The 19,592-nt window shown below is 51.4% G+C and carries 12 protein-coding genes; 8 read left to right on the plus strand and 4 right to left on the minus strand.

Annotated features, from left to right (window positions below):
- Nucleotides 1-167 precede the first annotated feature (167 nt).
- Both ACQ9LF_RS08655 and ACQ9LF_RS08660 read right to left on the minus strand, forming a co-directional pair.
- Nucleotides 168-1,685, minus strand: coding sequence for a serine/threonine-protein kinase (locus ACQ9LF_RS08655; protein ID WP_462488993.1), 1,518 nt, complete (start codon nt 1,683-1,685; stop codon nt 168-170).
- A gap of 13 nt (nt 1,686-1,698) precedes the next feature.
- Complete coding sequence (locus ACQ9LF_RS08660; protein WP_462488994.1) at nt 1,699-2,841, minus strand: hypothetical protein; 1,143 nt, start codon at nt 2,839-2,841, stop codon at nt 1,699-1,701.
- A gap of 205 nt (nt 2,842-3,046) precedes the next feature.
- Here ACQ9LF_RS08660 and ACQ9LF_RS08665 point away from each other — a divergent pair, with 205 nt between their 5' ends.
- Both ACQ9LF_RS08665 and ACQ9LF_RS08670 read left to right on the plus strand, forming a co-directional pair.
- A complete protein-coding gene (locus ACQ9LF_RS08665) occupies nt 3,047-4,789 on the plus strand; it encodes a DUF3592 domain-containing protein (protein ID WP_462488995.1) in 1,743 nt (580 codons plus the stop codon).
- A gap of 13 nt (nt 4,790-4,802) precedes the next feature.
- Entirely contained in the window at nt 4,803-5,204 is a 402-nt protein-coding gene (locus ACQ9LF_RS08670) for a hypothetical protein (RefSeq protein ID WP_462488996.1), read from the plus strand.
- On the opposite strand, the gene ACQ9LF_RS08675 is transcribed toward ACQ9LF_RS08670, so the two are convergent.
- Nucleotides 5,184-6,314, minus strand: coding sequence for a radical SAM protein (locus ACQ9LF_RS08675; protein ID WP_462488997.1), 1,131 nt, complete (start codon nt 6,312-6,314; stop codon nt 5,184-5,186). The genes ACQ9LF_RS08670 and ACQ9LF_RS08675 overlap by 21 nt on opposite strands.
- Before the next feature lie 195 nt (nt 6,315-6,509).
- Between ACQ9LF_RS08675 and ACQ9LF_RS08680 the strand changes: the two genes are divergently transcribed.
- The 5 genes from ACQ9LF_RS08680 to ACQ9LF_RS08700 all read left to right on the plus strand — a co-directional run bounded on the left by ACQ9LF_RS08680 (nt 6,510) and on the right by ACQ9LF_RS08700 (nt 15,179).
- Nucleotides 6,510-7,085, plus strand: coding sequence for a sigma-70 family RNA polymerase sigma factor (locus ACQ9LF_RS08680; protein WP_462488998.1), 576 nt, complete (start codon nt 6,510-6,512; stop codon nt 7,083-7,085).
- A 1-nt stretch (nt 7,086) separates the two neighbouring features.
- Nucleotides 7,087-8,826, plus strand: a complete 1,740-nt coding sequence (locus ACQ9LF_RS08685; protein WP_462488999.1) for a FecR domain-containing protein — start codon at nt 7,087-7,089, stop codon at nt 8,824-8,826.
- A 132-nt stretch (nt 8,827-8,958) separates the two neighbouring features.
- Nucleotides 8,959-10,959: a LamG-like jellyroll fold domain-containing protein gene (locus ACQ9LF_RS08690; RefSeq protein ID WP_462489000.1), complete on the plus strand. Its 2,001-nt coding sequence runs from the start codon at nt 8,959-8,961 to the stop codon at nt 10,957-10,959.
- Nucleotides 10,960-11,471: 512 nt separating this feature from the next.
- The gene (locus tag ACQ9LF_RS08695) at nt 11,472-12,419 is read left to right on the plus strand and encodes a PEP-CTERM sorting domain-containing protein (protein WP_462489001.1); all 948 of its coding nucleotides are present in this window, start codon (nt 11,472-11,474) and stop codon (nt 12,417-12,419) included.
- A 141-nt stretch (nt 12,420-12,560) separates the two neighbouring features.
- Nucleotides 12,561-15,179, plus strand: a complete 2,619-nt coding sequence (locus ACQ9LF_RS08700; protein WP_462489002.1) for a LamG domain-containing protein — start codon at nt 12,561-12,563, stop codon at nt 15,177-15,179.
- Between the two features lie 109 nt (nt 15,180-15,288).
- Here ACQ9LF_RS08700 and ACQ9LF_RS08705 read toward each other — a convergent pair whose 3' ends face one another.
- A complete protein-coding gene (locus tag ACQ9LF_RS08705) occupies nt 15,289-17,724 on the minus strand; it encodes a glycoside hydrolase family 127 protein (protein ID WP_462489003.1) in 2,436 nt (811 codons plus the stop codon).
- Nucleotides 17,725-18,018: 294 nt separating this feature from the next.
- Between ACQ9LF_RS08705 and cimA the strand changes: the two genes are divergently transcribed.
- Complete coding sequence (gene cimA, locus ACQ9LF_RS08710; protein ID WP_462489004.1) at nt 18,019-19,590, plus strand: citramalate synthase; 1,572 nt, start codon at nt 18,019-18,021, stop codon at nt 19,588-19,590.
- Nucleotides 19,591-19,592 lie beyond the last annotated feature (2 nt).

Below are 19,592 nucleotides of genomic sequence, written 5' to 3' on the forward strand. Positions count from 1 at the left end.
GGAAATCTCGCGGTCATCAACAGCCCAGAAAACAATCCAGAAGATTGCCGATGGTTCTTATTAAGCATAAAGGAGCTGTACGTTAATTGATTCCACCTGAATGAGATTCCAGATTCTGGCTCATAAACCAGAACGTTTCATTCAGAATAACCGATACATCATGGACATCAGGGAGCAGGTTGCTTGCCGTCTTTGATGGCCTCATCTGCAGACCCATAGCCTATATATTGGTCAGCTCTGATGAGCAGGGCACGTCGGTCCTCGATGGAATAGAAGTATCGGCCGGATTGACTGGCGACAAATTTTACACCGGAGGTGTCCACTTTCCCTCTCCAGGAGAACCCTGGTACCTCTGTCAGCGGAGCAGGGGTAGGTGGGATGCCGGTATTGCGAGTGCCGAAACTTTCCGGGGCGTTGGGGAATAGCTTTTCAACAGCCCGGCGGTTCTGCTTCGAAGCGCCATCGCGGCTCAAGAGGATGATAATGCCGCCAATGACCAGAATCAGTACAGTTCCCAGGATAATACGCCAGGGTGTGCTAATGTGGGTCCATAGTATCCTGATTCGATTCTGGGCAGGGGGTTTCAGGCTTGTTTGGGTAAGCGGAGCCGGGATTGTGGTTCGTGTTTTCTGCAGTACACCCTGCCAATCCATGGCCAGGGTGGAGCCGCCGGGACCAACCGTCGCCTGAGAGTCGGAAGAAAAAGAAATAGACTCTGCGTGAAGAATGGCGGCCACTTCCGCCGCAGAAGGACGAATCCCCGGTTCCTTGGCCATCATCCGCTGGATCAGAGAAGCCAGTTCCGGCGAGCAGTTGGGCATATACTGCAGAATATTCGGCGGTTCAGAATGCAGATGCTGCCTGAGAATTTCTTCCATGGTCCCCCCGGCAAAGGGAGGTCGTCCGGTCAGTACGTAATATAAAGTTGCTCCGAGACTGTAAATATCAACAGCCGGAGTCAAGGCTTCCCGTCGAATCACTTCCGGTGCCATGTAGTGGGGTGTGCCAATGGATTGCCGGGCATACGTATCAAAAGGATCGTTGGGGTCATCCACCCGGACCAGCCCGAAGTCACTGATCTTTCCATGGCCGTTCCGGGTCACCAAAATATTGCTGGGCTTGATATCGCGATGAATCATGCCCAATTCGTGGGCCACCTGAAGCCCGATCGCGGCATCGGCAATAATCGGACATGCCCGGGACATCGGCAGGGCACCGGCCGCCTTGACGATCTCCTGGAGGCTGTTTCCTGAGACCATTTCCATGGCAATATACCACCAGCCTGCATGCTGGTTAATTTCATAGACGCGGACGATATTAGGATGCTCAATGGACGCGGCCGCACGGGCTTCACGGAGAAACTGCTCAACGGCATCTTTGCCCTTTTCACCTTCTGACAGCTTTTTTCGCAGGACTTTTAATGCCACAATTCGTTTTAAATGGGTATCTTCAGCCTGAATGACCAGCCCCATGGAGCCTTCCCCAATCAGACGCAGCAATTTAAAATGCCCCATGACTTTGCCGACCCAGGGTTGTGTTTTGGAGGTTGTTTTGCCCGCCGCCGCAGGCACGCCGCTGTCGGCACTCTGCGGCTTGTCGCCGGGCTCATGATGGGCCGCCAGCGATTCGGCAAAGGCCTTCTGGTCGTCGTGACTGAACTGATGGTTGTGTTTTGGTTCTTCCATCTTGCTGATCCGGCTATCGGGGTATTCCCGTAAATTCCATGATCGTTAAAATGCTTTGTCGGGCCACGCGTCCTTCACTGATATCGCCTTCATCGCTGCCTAATGCAATATAGCGGCTGTCCCCCAGACGGCAGACCGCCTCAATGGTCATATCCGGGATTCGGGCCACCAGAATCGGGCTGTCTTTTTTGTTTCCGCTCCACCAGAACAGGGCACTGTCCAGCGTATTGGGCGGATACGGGCTGTTGGGATTGAGCCGGGGGCCGTTACTTTTGGCCGCGGTGATCAGATATCCCTGGGTGAGGGGATCCCAGCACAGATCACTGATTCCCCGTCCATTCAAATCCAGCAAAAACAGATCAGCGACCTTGAGTAAATCCGGCTGGACAGGCTGTCCTGTCTGGGGCATACCCGAGACCGCAAACAGCATTGCGGCATTATCAAATAAGGGATTGCGCATCCCGCCAAGGAGTGTCTGTCCATCCGGTGTGAAGGTTATTCCCTCCACATTCCCCCAGCGATAGGTATTCCTGTTTTCACCGGGATCGGCGTTAAAGGTGTAATAAGGCAGGACTCCAATTCTCTCAAAGCAGCTTTCCAACTGCTGACGCAGCGTTCCAGCCGAGACCACGTTGGTGCGATCCAGTATCAGCGGCCGGACAGATTTGAACTTGCCGTGGAATAAATGGCGGCGCTGCGGCAGAGGCTGGGCGTTCGGGGCGTTGCTCAGGGAACACATCACATAAATAGATGCTTGTCCGCCTTGGTTCAGAATGGTCAGTGATTCCGCATCATTAAGCAGAGATTGCTCGTTATGTATCAAGACATGATATTCGGGTGTCCCAATCTCCATGTTGTTCAAATCCACCGGACAGGTAAACAGCAGGTGTTCATGCCGGTCGCTGACAATAATCAAAACTCCGTCCATCCAGGCCAGTCCGCTGCATTCGAGGGCTTTGGGTTCTGTCTGCTGGTTGGACATCGGCGCCTTGACGGTAATATCTTTCTGGGCGACCACCGGCGGTTCAATCACGTCAAAGCGGATTTCATAGACCTTGCCCGGTGATTCTGCCTGGGCACAGAAGGATCCCAATGGGCATACCATCGCGGTCAGCAAGAGAATAGAAATTCGAATTGAACCCAACCTGTAAGCCATGATTTCTCCATTCGTCTTATGTAAATTTTACGAAAACCGCCTTGCAGTGTCAAGAATATCCTCTTTTTCCAATAAAATGTTGCTTCATTTACTGGAAACTATGGCGATTTCTGGAGTCTTATAGTATAGTACTGAAACGAAATGCAAAGGTTGAAACACTGATAACGATGGTCTCATAAAGTTTTTAACAAAAGGAGGACCTCAGGTGCGACTGCGATTTCAGCATCCCAGGACATGCGGCTGCGATTCACATAAGCCTGATTCGGTTTCAGGAAGACTATTTGCCACGGTTTTCTTTTCGTTCGTTCTGGGTATGGGATTATTGTTTGAGGTCTTTCTTGTCCGAGAGGTTGTATCCGTAATGCATCGGCGAAACTGGCCGGTCGTCAGTTGCCGCATCCTGGAAAGCTCCGTCCGTCAGGAATCCAATTCTGAAAGTCCCTATCGGATTGCCGTCAAGTACGAATATCAGGTCAACGGGACGACGTATCAATCGGCGCGATATCAATTCAAAGATTCCGGCTCCAGTGATTATGCCAAGGTGCAGCAATTGGCGGATCGTTACCCGGCCGGCCTCCAAACACAATGTTATGTCAATCCTCAAAATCCTTTCCAGGCGATCCTGGAACAGGACAGTCTCGGTATGGCCTGCTTTATCCTGATTCCCACGGTGTTTGTACTTGTCGGCGCGGGAGGTATCTATGGTACGTGGTTCTATAGGTCAAAGCCGAAAACCCCAAAAGCCGTTTTACCTGAAGCCAAGGGAAAAACCAGAAAAAGCCAATGGGGATTGCTTCTGTTTGGATTCGTATTCTTTGCCGCGGGGTGCGGATTCAGTTATATCTCTTTGATTAGGCCCATGCTGGATATAGTCCGTGCCAGAACCTGGATTGAAACGCCCTGCACCATCATTTCCGGACAGGTCCTCAGTCATGACTCGGATGATGGCACCACTTACAGTGTCGATATCTTATATGAATATGTGGTTGACGATAAGGAGTATCGCAGCAACCGCTATGATTTCATGAGCGGCTCCAGCAGCGGTTATCAGGGCAAAAAGGATCTGGTGGATAAATACCTGAGGCTCAAACATACCGTCTGTTATGTCAATCCCGAATCGCCCGGCGATGCGGTCCTGAATCGAGACCTGACGTGGAGATATGCAATCGGCCTGTTCCCTCTGATTTTCGTCGCCGTGGGGCTTGCGGTAATGATTGGGTCAGTAATTGGTATGAAGCGTCGTGCGGCCAAAGAATCCATCGGTGGCTGGAAGCCCCAAACAGCATTTACGTCCTCTCGTCAACCCGGCTATCAGCAGCACTACGGGCTGCAGGAAGACAAAATCACCCTCAAGCCGCAAAAACATCCAATCGTAATGTTGCTCGTTTCACTGGTGTTTTGTGTATTCTGGAATGGTGGACTTTCGTTGTTTTTGTATCAAGTGTTCTATGGATTCAAGACCGGCCGTCCGGAGTGGTGCTTGACCCTGTTTATGATTCCCTTTGTTCTGGTGGGGATTGGAACTGTGGTCTGGGTGATGTACCAGTTCCTGGCCCTGTTTAATCCGCGATTCGAGATGATGCTTCAGCCGGCATCGCTCTGCCTGGGCGGCAGTGGCCAGCTCCAATGGACAATCCGTGGTCAGACCGGTCGAATCCGCAAATTAGTGCTTACATTAACTGCCAGGGAAGAAGTCGTAAACACGGATGGAGACAGTTCCAGCACGCATCGTAAGCTCTTCTATGAAAAAGAACTTCTGTCCACCACATTGCGGCATGAGATGAAAACCGGACAGCTCCATGTTACGATTCCCCAACGCACAATGCATTCCTTCGAATCCGAACATAACAAAATTATCTGGGCGATTGACGTCAAGGCCGAAATCTCTCTCTGGCCGGATGTCAGACAGGAATATCCATTCTTTGTCAGCCCTCAACCTGTGATATAGGACCCAATACAGTATGAGTCCATTAACAATCGACATTGACGATATGAAAACGTCCTTCCAGCCCGGCCAAACCCTCCGCGGCCAGGTACGCTGGCAGACTGACTCGGCCCCCAAAACAGCGTGTTTGCGACTGTTGTGGTACACCCAAGGCAAGGGCACGGAAGATGTAGGGATTGTTGAAAGTCTTGAATTTGACAATCCCCAGCAAAACGACCAGCGTACCTACCAGTTTAAAATTCCCGAGGGGCCTTACAGCTTTTCAGGAGAGTTATTGTCTTTGATCTGGTCTTTAGAGCTAATCGTTGGAAAACAAGTGACCCGTCAGGATATTACCGTCTCCCCGGATGGGCATGAAATCCGGCTCCATCAAACCGTGCTTGATGCAAAACCCTTTTTAGAAAGTGATATACGATAAGGCCTTTTGGGTGAGTTTGGTCGGAGCAAGCACATCCCGTAATTTCGTGATGTGGGTGGTTTTTCTTGCCTGGAGTATAGTCTTGACGGCGGCAGGTCCTAAACCCGGTACACGCAGCAAAGAATACTTGTCAGCTTTATTGATATTCACAGGAAAATATTCCGGATGGGCGTCTGCCCAAACCTGTTTAGGGTCTTTTTCGAGCGATAATCGCCCCTCTTCATTAAACAGGATATCCGAGTCGGTAAATCCATATTTTCGCATCAGAAAATCGGTCTGATAAAGGCGGTGTTCCCGAATGAGTCGCTGGGCCGGCATTTCGCTGTCGCCCGGCAAAGAGGCAGAGCCTGCGATGGATTGATAGGCACTAAAATAGACCCGTTTCAGCTTCAACCCCTGATAGAGTCTGCCGACATAGCGGATGATTTGTCTGTCGGATTCCCCGGCCGCACCAACAATAAACTGTGTCGTTTGTTTGACTCGTTGGTATTTGCTGCCCTTGGCGGTCAGGGCGCTAACCAGTTTCATCGGAGCGATAATATCATTAAGAAAGTCTTTTTTATGGGACAATCGCGATAGATATTCCTGTCCGGGAGTTTCTATGTTGATGGATACTGCCGATGCCAGCTTGAGGGTCTCTTCGATGGCAGCTGGCGAGGCCCCGGGAAGGATTTTCAGATGAATATACCCTCGAAATCGATGTTTCTTACGAATGATAGCAGCAATCCCATTCAACCGTTCCATGGTCTTATCCGGCGTGCCGGTCAGCCCCGAACTTAGAAAAAGTCCATGTACAAACCCGGCCCGGAGATAATCCATAAACAGGTTGGCGGTTTCTTCAATTCCCAGCGAGCATCGGGGGACATCATGATTGCTGCGAAGGGGGCAGTAAAGACAATCATTTGAACAGGTGTTTGATATCAGAGTTTTAAACAGAATGGTTGAGCCGCCGCCTGGCAAGACGACAGGATATATCCAGTTCCCGTCCGGACCTTTTCGACGGTGTTCCTCTTTGCTGGTCGCACAGGCACAGGCAAGGTCGTACTGGCCGTCCCGGCCAAGAATTTTGAGTTTTTCGAGGGTGTCTGGCTGACTGATGATTGCGGGCATTGCTATACAAGAATCCTACTAACTATCTTCCCTGAAATCTATTCAATACCATACAAAAAATATTTAAATTAGCAAGTTAAGTAAATTAAAATTTTTGGGTAATTATCTGTATAGCAATTGTTGAGTATGGAGTATATAATCTTTTTGGTTGGCATAGAAGGGATTAATTAGGTACAATGATCCCAAAGAGGAATTATGTCAGATAATGCCGAAAACAAAGTTGGGCAAAAAGGGCTGGAAGAGGGCACGATCGGGGTGCAGGAAGAGCAGATTTTGTCGTTAATATTTCAATATCGGATTAAATATATCTCCTATATCCGTTCGATTATCTGTGATTATCATTTAAGCGAAGATGTCTATCAGAGTGTTTCCCTCGAGGCCATTCGTTCCGCCGATAAATTTCAGAACATCAAGCATCTGCAGCAGTGGCTGTGGGTGGCTTGTCGGACGCGAGCCCTGAATGTCCTGCGGGAACAGAACAAGCCGGTCCGGGTTTTTGATAATGAGATGCTGGATATCATGCAGCCGTTCTGGGAGGCCCGCAGTCCCTATGAACAGCATGAGATCTTTTCTTATCTGGAAAAATGCCTCGGCAGGCTGTCGGCCTACGCTCGCGAAATTATTCATTTCCGCTATCGTGAAAATTTGACCGGCCAGAAACTGGCTGATGCCCTCGGGCGCAAATGCGAATCGGTGTATGTGGCTTTAAGTCGCGTTCATCGGGCTCTGGCAGAATGTATTCAGCGGCAAAGTGAAGTCCATAAGAGATAATATGTCCGGAAGTCAGCACAATCTGAATAATATGAACCAGCCCGCAGATGAGGCGGCATTTGTATATCTGGTCTATGCCTATCTGGATAATCAGGCTTCGGACGAAGAGTACGACAGGCTTAAAGCCTGGCTTCAGCGTGACCCGTCCATGCGTGAGTTGTTTATTCAGATCTGCATGCAGGACCAGATGGTTTATGAGGCGGTTAATACCTCCGGAGGTTTTGTCTGCCAGCCCGAAGCGGCCCAGGAAGACCGAAATCTGTCGTTATGGCGCGAATTGAGCTGGGAAGAGAAAAATGCCCCGACGGTGATGCTGGACAAAACCTCAGATGAAGCCCCCAAAATTATTCCCGACCGCAGCCGGATTGTCCCTGTGCGGCATCGCGTCAACCGGTTGTCCTGGGCGACGATTATCTCGCTGGCTGCAGCGATGCTGTTAATGATGACTTACATATACTTTCATCCGTATGCCAGCATTGAAACAGCGACCCTGGTGGATACGATGAATGTAAAATGGGCCGAAGAAATGCGGATGCCCGGGCCCCAGGGACGTATCAAGACGCTGGTCCCGATGACGCTGCTGCAGGGAGTGGCCCGTATTCAGATGGATGATGGCGTGGAACTGGTGGTCGAATCGCCCGCCAGATTTGAGCTGATGACCTCGTCGGAACTGCGGATGGACTATGGTCGGGTCTATGCCTATGTCTCTGAAATCGGGAGGGGATTTACGGTGACGACGCCGAATTCAAGGATCGTGGATCTGGGGACGGAATTCGGTGTTGAAGCCGACGGGACAGGGCAAACAGATTTGCACGTCTTTCAAGGCAAAACCTACCTGGTTGCAGGGACCAGGAAGAATGCCAAAATCGTTGAAACGCTGGATGCCGGTCAGGCCCGGGGCGTTCAGGCCAACGGTATCGTTCGAAATCTGGGATTGAAGGCAGATGAATTCATCCGGTCATTCAACCCCCAGGAAAAATTGATCTGGAAAGGGCAGCCCCTGGATCTGGCGGATATCGTCGGCGGTGGAAATGGCTTTGGTACCGGTGTAATCAACAGGGGCTATAGTATGGCAACAGGAGGGGCTGTTTTGCTTGGAGATCCCATTGGTATTACCGATGGCGGGGGGTATAAACCGGTTCTGTCGAATTCATTTGTCGATGGGGTTTTTATTCCCACCGGTCCGGGCCAGATTGTGTCTTCGCAGGGACATCAATTTGATGATTGCCCGTCCACCAACGGCGGGACCTGGAGCGGGATGGTGTTTAACGGAGCGTTGCATTACAGCTATGGCAATCCCCGGATATACCGCCATCAGCTGCGCCTGGCCGGCAAGGAGTATGGCATTCCCGGCAATCCCGCCATCAATATGCATGCCAACTGCGGAATCACCTTTGATCTGGCCCAAATCCGGCGTCTGGTGCCGGGCTATGATATTGGACAATTTACGTCCTTATATGGAATCAGTGAAACGTTTTTTGATTTTTATGAAGTCCGAGATATTCCGGATATTGTGGTACCACGAGTCGATTTTTTTATTCTGGTTGACGGCAAAGTCCGATTTTCAAAGAAGGCGGTCGCTCCCGAGGCCGGCAAGCGGTTTGTGGCGGAAGTCCCCTTGCTGCCTGAGGATCGTTTTTTAACCCTGATTACCACCCAGAGCGATGACCCCTATGCAATCAGTTACGACTGGGCGTTGTTTGCGGAGCCCCAGCTGCATTTAACGCGAGTCAGCCAATGATGAGGATAATGCTTACGATAAAAGGTGGAGAATGACTGACGGAAATGAGGCTTTTTCAGTGTCAGGTTTTGACGTTGAGAAAAAGACCGTCGTGGTCTGAAACAATAACATTTTTTTGAAAGGAAAAAGGTTATGGTTAGCAGAGGTAGGGTCGCCATACTCGGCTGTCTTTTGGCAGCGATGCTTATGGCAAGCACCGGATGGGGTGCTGGGTTTGTCAAGCGTGAGATTTGGGAAAACACAACAACGACGACGCTCAATGATGCTGTTTTGGTTGCTCAGGGAGGGGGTGCGCCATCGACGACCAGTTATCTGGCGAGAATGGATTATCCAGGCAACACAATGGATACCTATGTTGATAAATTGTCCGGATGGCTCGTGCCCCCGGTAACGGGCAATTATGTGTTCTACATCAGCAGTGATGATGATGCTGGCCTGTGGATTATTCCGGATGCCAATGACAAAGCCATTGTCAATGTGACCGATACGCCCCCGCTGTGCAGAGTGACCGGATGGCGAGGGTATGGGGATTATACCAGCAGCACTGAACAAATGTCTGCTCCTGTGGCTCTGCAGGCAGGGGTGCCGGTGAAAATGGTTGTGATTCATCGGGATGGCACCGGCGGTGATTTTGCAACAGTGGCCTGGACGCTTCCCGGCGGCAGTACCATCGATGTAATTGGCAGTCAGTATTTTACCGGTGAATACCAGGCCGGCGGTCCTGTGCCGACAGATGGTCAGACCAATGTCAAATCGGGCCAGCTCAGCTGGCTGCCTCCGGCCTTGTGGTCCGGCCGCGGCACGCTGACTTATGATGTCTATTTCAGTGCTGATCCGAATTTGCCTCCGTCATCGCTTGTTTCGAATGACCAGACAGCGACTACTTTTAATGTCGGAGCGGTTAATGGCATCAATTTGCAGTTCGGTAAAAATTATTACTGGCGTGTTGATGTAACAGATCCCAATACCGGCGGTGTGGGGTCTTTTACCACCGGTGAGTTGTGGTCATTTACCACCAATGACGGCAAGCCATTTATTGTTACCGCTCCGCAAAATGTATTCGGAGTTCTCAATGGTGATGCGTCATTTACTGTGGTTGCCGATACGCTGGCAAGCACAACACTCAGCTACCAGTGGTCATTCAAGACCTTCTTTGGCAACACCTGGACGGATATCCCGGGGGCAACCGGGCCAACCTATAGCAAGATTGGCTTGCAGCCTGCAGATCGCGGGTTATATCGCGTCAGAGTGTATGACACTCTCGGCAACGAAGTCTTTGCCGAGGCGCGGCTGTATATGCGAATCGGCCTGGTCAACCGTTACAGCTTTACCGATAATGCCAATGATTCTGTCAGCGGGGCACATGGTACCGTGTATAATGCCGGCTTTGAAGATGCACCGGGCGCCTCTGGCGATCCGCAGAAACGCCAGGTCTTCCTGAACAACTCCTCACGGTTGACGTCCAATAATACAGCGGTTCCTTATGTTGATCTGCCCAACGGTCTGGTTAGCACCCTCGGCACCCAGGCGACTTTTATGGCCTGGTTTACCTGGAAAGAAACCAGTACGGGCAATACCTGGCAGCGCGTGTTTGATTTTGGTAACAGCACCGGTGGTGAAAATGTCGTAGGTACGGGCAATAATTATATTATGCTGACATCAAGATCTGATGGCAGAACTCCGCGATTTGGCTATAAGAATCGTGATGGCGGCGAAGAACGGTATTTGAATGCATCGGCCAGTCTGACGACATCCAGCGGTCAGGTTTGTTATGCGGTCACCTGGAATGAAGATACCGGGCGTACAGAAATGTATCTGAATGGAAAACTGGTTGCAGCGGGTGATATTCATTTCAAACTGTCTCAGATGAATGATGTCAATAACTGGCTGGGACGTGCCCAATGGAATGATGTTGGATTTTGGGGTTCCATCAATGAATTCCGCGTTTATGATCAGGCGCTGCCTGCCAATGCGATCGCAGAAGCGTATGCCCTTGGGCCGGATGTGCTGCCGCCGAATCCCTGTGTCAATCAGCCCAGTGCGGATATTAACGATGACTGCGTCATTGATCTGAACGATTTTGCTCTGATTGCTGCCCAGTGGATGGAATGCGGATTAACGACCTGTCCGTAATGGATGGTTAGTAAAGAAGTTCAACAATGGAGCCGTCGTTCGATACGGCGGCTCCATTGGTTTTAAAATCAGTTTTAGATTGAAAATAGTATTGCAATTGAGTATAGTATAGGACTTTGAATGCAACAGGATTGACGCGGACGACAGGGTGATGCGTGAGTGTGTTTACGGATGAGAGTGATTTTGACATCTGCTTGTTTAGCATAGTCTTCTGACTGAAACAGCAGTGTTGCGGGTGGGTGTTTTGGTATTTCAATGGATCTGAAATTAGCACCGACGGTGGATAGAATAAAAATACAGGAATAGTCGCAAAAGGGTGTAATTGCGCAAAACAGGAAGGAAGAACACCGACACGGGGACCAAGTTGAAGATGGCGTTGTTTAAACATAGAATAATTGTTGATTGAAAGGGAAATATGGCATAAACGACAAATAGTGAGTAGTGTGTTGGTGAAATTACTTAAGTGAATGCGTATAAATAACGATACAATAATTAATTTGGAGGTGGTTTAGATGAAAAAGCAAATGGTAGTATTATTGGCCGTATTGAGTCTGTTATCAATGACTGTAACTGCTGACACTGTTGCCTATTGGCGTTTTGAGGATGGCACCCCAGATGCCCCGGTGGCACATCCGGTTGGGGATGGTCAGTATTATGAAGGGGTTGTCGATGTCTCAGGCAACGGTAACGGCCTGTCGGTGTGGAATGAAAGCTGGGCGGGTTATGTGTACAAATCGGAAGTTGGCGGTACCAGCGTCAATGGGCTTGCCAACAATTTAAGTGTCAAAAATGCTGGCGGCTACCCTGCGATGTGGACCGATCCGTCCGACCCCATCAGTTCAATCACTCCCGCGGCCTTCACCATTGAAGCCACGTTTAAACTGGAAAACGGCGGTTATAAGACCATCGTCGGCCGGGATTCGCGTGGAAGCGCATCCATCAACGGTGACCTTGCCGCTCTGTATTTCCAGGCCGTACCGGACAATGGACTCGCGATCAAATTCTGTGATGTATCCGGCTATTGGCATGAAGCGGTTGCGGCTCCGGGTTCCTATATTGGTTTTGACTGGGGGACCGACCCGGATGGAACACAGGCCCACTGGTACAGCATGGCCGGCGTCAGCGATGGCTCAACGCTGTCCCTGTGGCTCAGAGATGTAACGACCAATGGCGCCTGGCAGTTAATTGCTCAGACCGATATGACTCTGGCTGGCAGCCCTGACACCGCTCTGACCAAGGGCACCGGTTCCGCCGGCGACTGGACAGCGGGGCAGTGGTCCGTGGGACGCGGCCTGTATGCCGGCGGCCACGGTGATCGTGCCTATGGCTATATCGATGAAGTCCGTATTTCCGATGCAGCTCTGAGCGTGGATCAGTTCCTGATGGTTGTTCCGGAACCGGCTACGATGGCGGTTTTGGGGCTTGGTGCTTTGATGGCTGCCCGTATGCGTCGTAAATAATCTTGCTCTTTTGGCAGCATTGAATTTAGAAATGATGTAAAAGAGAGGGAATGGCGAGGAAACCCATTCCCTTTCTATTTCCCAGGATGTTACAGTGTAAACTGTTGTATGTGTAAGATTAACTGAGTTATGGAGGTAACAATGAACAAAAGGAATTTATGGATTATCTGTGGGGTATGCCTGATGCTGGTCAGCATATCCGCCAGCGCCAAGACGGTTGCGTACTGGCGATTCGAAGCAGGTCCGGCGGGGACCAATATCCAGCACGGGGCTGCGGCAGGGGTTTACAGTCCGGACGTTCCGGATGTCTCGGGCAACGGCAATCACCTGGCTGTGTGGACCAGCAGCCAGTGGCAGTACCGTGCCAATGTGCCTTATGCCACCGTTCCCAATACCGGTGAGGCGAATCTGTACAGTGTCAAAAATGTCACCGGCTATCCTTCCTTGTGGAACAAATCACTGGCAACCTGGGAACCTGCCCAGTGGACGATCGAGGCGACGTTTAAAGCCGAAAACAACGGCTGGAAAACCATTGTGGGCCGTGATTCGCGGGGTATCCCCATGATGGGAGAAAACACCAATGGTGACCTGGCGGCCTTATATCTCCAGACGACCGACAGTCCGGCCAGAGGGCTTGCGATCAAGTTTATCGACAAAGCCGGTTACTGGCATTCCGCTGAAGCCGGGCCGGATGCATATGTCGGCTTTAATTACTCGACTGATCCGGACGGCAACTCGGCGCCGTGGTACTCCATTGCGGCCACCAGTGACGGCCGATGGCTGAGATTGTATCTGTACAACCACAGTCAGCCGCAAAATGGGTATGTCAAGATTGCCGAGACTGATATGACCGTGGTCAATCCCGGCAGCACCAATACGGCGCTGAACAAAGGTGCCGGTGATGGCTCTGACTGGGATGCCGGTGATATCACCGTCGGGCGTGGTATGTACGCCGGCGGTCATGGCGACCGTTTCTATGGCTATATTGACGAAGTTCGTCTTTCTGACAGGGCCTTGAAGCCCAGTGAGTTCCTGATGGCTCCTGGCTATGTCAAGCCGGTGTCCCCGGCCAAGGACGAATTCCTTGCCACGACAGCTGCCACGACCTATACCTGGACGACCAACACAGAAGCGATGAATGCAAATAATGTGGTGTTTGATCGGTATATCATTTATATTGCCAATAATGCGGCAGACCTGACGCCGGAAACCCCCACAACGTACCTGCATTCCAATACCATTACCAATGTTGCTACACAGTCCTATAGCGGCTATACGGGCACATATGCGTACAGTGAGGATTACTTCTGGCGTATTGATATGGTTGCCATGGATCCCAATGAGACCGATCCCAATCATATTGTCTATAATGTTCCTCATCTCTATCAGGGTATGCCGGTCCGCTTCTTTGGGCCGCGAGCCTGCCCGTCGGTGTCGATTTCCGGTAATGTGTCGATTGTTCCCGACCCGATTACTCAAATTTATACCGCACAGGATGCCGTCTTTACTGCCGATATCGCCCGCGGCAATGTCAATGTGGCTGCGATTAGCTGGTACAAGGTCAATGGTGTCCAGGATAAAGGTGTATTCGACCCCAATGATCTGCCGGATACCCTTATCAGTCATGTGCCCGGTGTGACCCAGATTACCTATACTCCGAATCTGGCGACGGCCACATCGACCACTCTGACGATTGTGAATGCGACTCCGGCGAACAATGGCAGCTATTATGCCAAGGTGCGTCTGGTGGATCCGCTGGGTGGCTCTACCGGATGCGAAGACGTTTCACCGACGGCTGAGCTGTTTGTCCGTGATGATACCCATGCTTCGACGAACTATCTGGTTCATCGGTATGGCTTCGACGGTAACGCCAATGACTCGATTGGCACAGCTCATGGTACCGTCGTGGATCTGGGCGATGTCAATCATGCCTTCCAGGATGGTCAGCTGGTGCTCAACAATGCGGGCTTGAATTCCAGGCCGATTCAGAATGAGCCGGGGGTTGGTGATCGGCTTCTGGATGCACAGGGAGCCTATGTCGATCTGCCCAACGGCCTGATTTCGCCTCTGGGCAAGAGTGCCACCTTTATGGCGTGGTTTACGTTTACGCCCGTTGCCAATGATGCATGGCCTCGCATCTTTGACTTTGGCACATCGACCGGCGGCGAAGGGTTTGCCACCGGTGCCGACGGGGTTAAATATATTAACGGCCTGCCGTATCTGGATACTGCCGCAGAAGACCAGCAGGAATACGTGATGCTGACTCCGCAGCAGGGAACCGGTTCGTCATGGCGTTTCGAATCGCAGGTTCGTCCGCCGTCAAACAGCGTCTATGTTGATCCGTCGGACAACACCGCTCTGAAGAATGTGGAAGTCTGCGTAACGTGCGTCTTTGATGCGGTCTCCGGATTCAACACCGTGTATCTCAACGGTGTTCAGGTCCTCCGCTCGGCCAATACCACACACAGCCTGGCCAATATCAATGATGTCAATAACTGGCTGGGTCGTTCCCAGTGGCCGGATGCCATGTTTACCGGCAAGCTCAATGAATTCCGCATCTATGATGTGGCCCTGAGCAAGTACTGGGTCAAGGCCTATTATCTGCAGGGTCCCGATGACTATCTGACCCGGCCGAATCCCTGCATTCAGGATCAGGCCAATGCAATGGACTTCAACAGCGACTGTGCGGTCGATATGCTGGACTTTATGGAATTTGCCCAGCAGTGGCTGTCCTGCGATCGTCTGTATGGCTGCAACTAAGTTCTGGCTGAATTGTCGCAGATAGCGGCTTTGCAAGTAAAAACAAAAGCGGGCCTCGGATTTCCGAGGTCCGCTTTTTTGTTTGAGCCAATCCCAGACTGCTGTGGGGTTAGTTGACTGTCCATTCATGGACGCCGGTGGAATAACCAGGCTGACAGGTAATCTCCATCCGCAATCCATCTGTCTTGACAGGGGTAAAACTGAGCCGATCCATATCATCTTTGGTGACTTTATAATCGCTGAAATTGTTCACCGGCTTCCATTGTCCGTTATCCCGGTATAGAACCTTCCAGGCCTTGGGGACGCGGCATTCACCCCGGCCGGTATCGTCAAACCAGTACACCGACACAGAGCCGACTTCCTGAACCCCGTCGAAATCATACTGAATCCATTCGGTCGTTCCCTTGTGCGGCCACCAGTGCAGGAAGCCTTTGGATTCATCCCCGGAGCTGTCCGGCACAAGCTGGTCATTGACGTACTCGGTTTTGGTTCCGCCGACATCGCTCAGAAACGAGGTGCTGACTTTGCTGGTCGAAGCAATCGTCGGGCTGGGCAGGGGGCTGGCGTTCTTTTCGTTCCGGGGGATCCAGATCATCATCTGTCCCTTGCCCCGATGGGCCCAGGCATAATAGGGAATCGCGGCAAATTTACGTTCTGTGCGTTCCATCACATCCGGAGTGCTGGTCTTGCGTAATTCTATTGCGGTGCCTTCGATGACAGTCAGGCCGTTGAGCAAATTCGGTTTTTCCGATGCCGTCAATTGTGCCGTATCCGGCAGCATCAGATTGAACAGCTTGCCGCCTTCCACGTCCGGCCATTCGAGGCAATACACCAGCGGCCCGCGCTGGATCGCCACCCGGCCAATATTATCTTTGACGCGTTCATCACAGATAATCCGCTGCGGTGTCATGGGCAGATCGAGCCGGACCATATCCCCGTCTTTCCAGTTGCGTTCAATCACAGCAAACCCCTTGTTCGCCCTGACCTCCATTGAAGCTCCGTTAACCGACAGCGAAACCTTGTCCTGGGTCGGGTGAAGGACTGAATACAGCTTGCCGGGAACGGGCTGATTGACCGCCCAGCCCGGGATACGCACATGCAGTGCAAACGTCTGGCCCGCACTGGCAGGACTGACTTTCAGTGCAATCGTTCCATCCCAGGGATAGCGGGTGATTTGGGTGATGGCCACCTTTTTACCGCCAACCTGAAGATCGGCAGTGCTATTGACAAACAAGTTGACATAGACTGCGTTGTCGCGGACAGCATAGACATATCCCGGTACCGAAGCCAGAAAGCGGCAAATATTGCTCGGACAGCAGGCGCAGCCAAACCACGGCTGGCGGTCATGGCCGGTGCTTTCCAGCGGATTGGGATAGAAAAACAGTTTTCCGTCCAGCGATACCCCCGACAGCACATTATTATAGAGCGACCGTTCCATCACATCGATGTATCCTGCATCGCCGTGCAGCAGAAACATCCGGTGATTCCAATAGACATTGGCAATGGCCGCACAGGTTTCGCAGTAGGCTGTACGATTGGGCAATTCATAGCTGTCGCCGAAAGCTTCACCTGCATGACGGGCGCCGATGCCGCCGGTAATATACAGCTTGCTAGAGACGACATTGTTCCAAATGCGATCGATAGCGGCAATATAACTGGCATCGCCGGTCATGGCCGCAACATCGGCCATGCCGCTATACATATACCCGGCCCGGACTGCGTGACCGACGGCCTCATCCTGCTGGGTGACGGGTTTATGCTTTTGGGCATAAGCCCCTTCGTCTTTGACACCTCGCCGATCCAGAAACCGCTTGGCCTGCTCCAGATAGGTCTTGTTGCCGGTTGCCCGATACAGCTTGACTAATCCGATTTCGATTTCCTGATGGCCGGGCACATCCGTCCGTCCGTCGGGCCCGAATGTTTTGACGATTAAATCCGCACTTTTGATCGCCACATCCAGGAAACTGCGTTTGCCGGTGGCCAGGTAATGTGCTACAGCGGCCTCATACATGTGCCCAAGATTGTAAAGCTCATGACTGTCCCGGATGTTATCCCAGGGCTCGTTGATATAGCAGCAGGCGATGTTTTTGCCGTCTTTTTTCGCCCGGGCCGTCCATGCAGTGTAAAGATAGCCGTCCGGCTCCTGGGCGGCAGCAATATATGAAATGACTTCATCCAGATAGTGATCCAGTTTGGGATCCGGATGCACCATCAGACTGTATGAGGCCCCTTCGATAATCTTGTAGACGTCGCTGTCGTTAAACCCAAAATCACCCACCCAGGGCTTGTTCGACAGTTTGGCTGCGACTTTGAAGTTTTCGATACGCCCGGTGTCTTCGGATTGCTTAAACGCAAAGGGAATGGTTGCGACCCGGTTGGTTTCCATTCGCGGCAGCCAGAATGTATCCGAAAAGTGAACCTGAGTGAAGGGGACCGGCTGATACGGATAATCCGCTCCAATCTCAGCCGACACAATCCCGCAGACACTCAGGCACAACAACAGGGGGAATAAATACAAGCCCGACCGATCCAGTTTGTGTTCCATGTGCAATCCCTTTCTAATGTGGTTAAGAGTTGAAAATGTTGTTACTGTATCTTAGCATTTGGCGCCTCACTGAGCAATCATAATACAGACATACCTTATCGACATGAGGTTTCACCTGTGTTGTTCTTTAGGTACCCGCGGTTGTCAGGGAAATGTCAAAAAAAGACAAACTAAAGATGGTATAGTTTTAAATAGGATTTAGGCGTGTTTGCAAGTTTTAGGGAAGCCGCTTTACTTTGGAGGGGGGTTATCCTATAATAGCCCCTTTATTGAACCCGAAAAAAAGGTTTAACTATGGAAAAAGTCAAGATTTACGATACTACGTTGCGGGATGGGATGCAGGCCGAAGGAATTAGTTTTTCGGTTGAGGACAAACTGCTGGTTGCTCGCAAACTCGATGAGTTTGGTTTGGATTATATTGAAGGCGGTTTTCCTCAAAGCAACCCAAAGGAGGCCCAGTTTTTCCAGCGGCTGGCCGAGCAGCCCCTCAAGCATGCAAAACTGGTCGCCTTTGGCAGTACCCGGCGTGCCGGTAATACCGTACAGGATGACCCCGGCATCAGGGCCTTGCTGGAAGCCAGTGCTCCCGCCTGTACCGTGGTCGGCAAAAGCTGGGATTTGCATGTGACTACCGTGCTTCGCTGTTCGCTTGAAGACAATCTTGCTGTCTGTGCCGATTCGGTCCGTTATCTGAAGAAACACGGCAAAGAAGTCATTTTTGACGCCGAGCATTTTTTTGATGGCTACAAGGCCAATCCGGAATACGCCCTTAAAGTGCTTCAGGTTGCTGCCGAAGCGGGTGCTGTCTGTTTGGTCCTGTGCGAAACCAACGGCGGCAAACTGCCTCACGAAGTGTATGAAATCGCCTCTGCTGTGGTCAAGGCGCTGCCGGGGGTGGAAATCGGGATTCATTGTCATAATGATACGGATTGCGCGGTGGCCAATTCGCTGGCGGCAATCCGGGCCGGTGCCAGGCATGTTCAGGGGACCATCAACGGCCTCGGAGAGCGCACCGGAAACGCCAATCTGTGCACCATCATTCCGAATCTGACTCTCAAGATGGGTTTTGATACCGTTGGGACGGAAAAACTCAAAACGCTCACGGAATTGTCACGTTTTGTGTTTGAAGTGGCCAATATGACGCCCATCAACAATATGCCGTATGTGGGCGAAAGTGCCTTTGCCCACAAAGGCGGGCTGCATATTGACGCTCTGCGCAAGAATCAGAAAACCTACGAGCAGATTGACCCGGAAGCGGTAGGCAATTCCCGCAAATTCCTGATTTCCGAACTGTCTGGTGCCTCGAATGTGCTGGATAAGCTTGAGAAGAAACAACTGGTTTCCGATAAAGTGTTGGCCCGTAAAATTCTTCAGCGTGTCCAGGACCTCGAGAATGAAGGCTATCAGTTTGAGACCGCCGAGGCCAGTTTTGATTTGTTAATCCACAAAACACTTGGCGATTACAAGCCCTGCTTTGAATTGCAAAAATATCATATCGATATAGAACGTTCCCCCGATGGCAGGATCGTGACCGAGGCGACGGTAAAATTAAGCGTCGATGGCCAAACCGTGCATGTTGTCAGTGAAGGCGACGGTCCGGTTAACGCCCTCGATGGGGCCTTGCGAAAAGCACTTGAGCCGTTCTATCCGAATCTTAAAACCCTGAGCCTGATTGACTACAAAGTCCGCGTTGTCAATGCCCGGGCCGGCACTGCTGCTCGGGTCCGTGTCGTCATCGAAAACAGGGATCAGGACGGTCTGTGGGGTACTGTCGGGGTCTCCGAGAATATCATGGAAGCCAGCTGGATAGCCCTTGTGGACAGCATCGAGTACAAACTGCTCAAAGATGCTGGTCGAATGAAATAGCG

Source organism: Anaeroglomus insulsum (assembly GCF_050689095.1).
Lineage (GTDB): Bacteria > Planctomycetota > Phycisphaerae > Sedimentisphaerales > Anaerohalosphaeraceae > Anaeroglomus > Anaeroglomus insulsum.

What these genes read in the sequence shown, in the direction of transcription:
- ACQ9LF_RS08655 (WP_462488993.1), bottom strand. Translation starts at nt 1,685, where the DNA reads ATGGAAGAACCAAAACACAACCATCAGTTCAGTCACGACGACCAGAAG.
- ACQ9LF_RS08660 (WP_462488994.1), bottom strand. Translation starts at nt 2,841, where the DNA reads ATGGCTTACAGGTTGGGTTCAATTCGAATTTCTATTCTCTTGCTGACC.
- ACQ9LF_RS08670 (WP_462488996.1), top strand. Translation starts at nt 4,803, where the DNA reads ATGAGTCCATTAACAATCGACATTGACGATATGAAAACGTCCTTCCAG.
- ACQ9LF_RS08675 (WP_462488997.1), bottom strand. Translation starts at nt 6,314, where the DNA reads ATGCCCGCAATCATCAGTCAGCCAGACACCCTCGAAAAACTCAAAATT.
- ACQ9LF_RS08680 (WP_462488998.1), top strand. Translation starts at nt 6,510, where the DNA reads ATGTCAGATAATGCCGAAAACAAAGTTGGGCAAAAAGGGCTGGAAGAG.
- ACQ9LF_RS08685 (WP_462488999.1), top strand. Translation starts at nt 7,087, where the DNA reads ATGTCCGGAAGTCAGCACAATCTGAATAATATGAACCAGCCCGCAGAT.
- ACQ9LF_RS08690 (WP_462489000.1), top strand. Translation starts at nt 8,959, where the DNA reads ATGGTTAGCAGAGGTAGGGTCGCCATACTCGGCTGTCTTTTGGCAGCG.
- ACQ9LF_RS08695 (WP_462489001.1), top strand. Translation starts at nt 11,472, where the DNA reads ATGAAAAAGCAAATGGTAGTATTATTGGCCGTATTGAGTCTGTTATCA.
- ACQ9LF_RS08700 (WP_462489002.1), top strand. Translation starts at nt 12,561, where the DNA reads ATGAACAAAAGGAATTTATGGATTATCTGTGGGGTATGCCTGATGCTG.
- ACQ9LF_RS08705 (WP_462489003.1), bottom strand. Translation starts at nt 17,724, where the DNA reads ATGGAACACAAACTGGATCGGTCGGGCTTGTATTTATTCCCCCTGTTG.
- cimA (WP_462489004.1), top strand. Translation starts at nt 18,019, where the DNA reads ATGGAAAAAGTCAAGATTTACGATACTACGTTGCGGGATGGGATGCAG.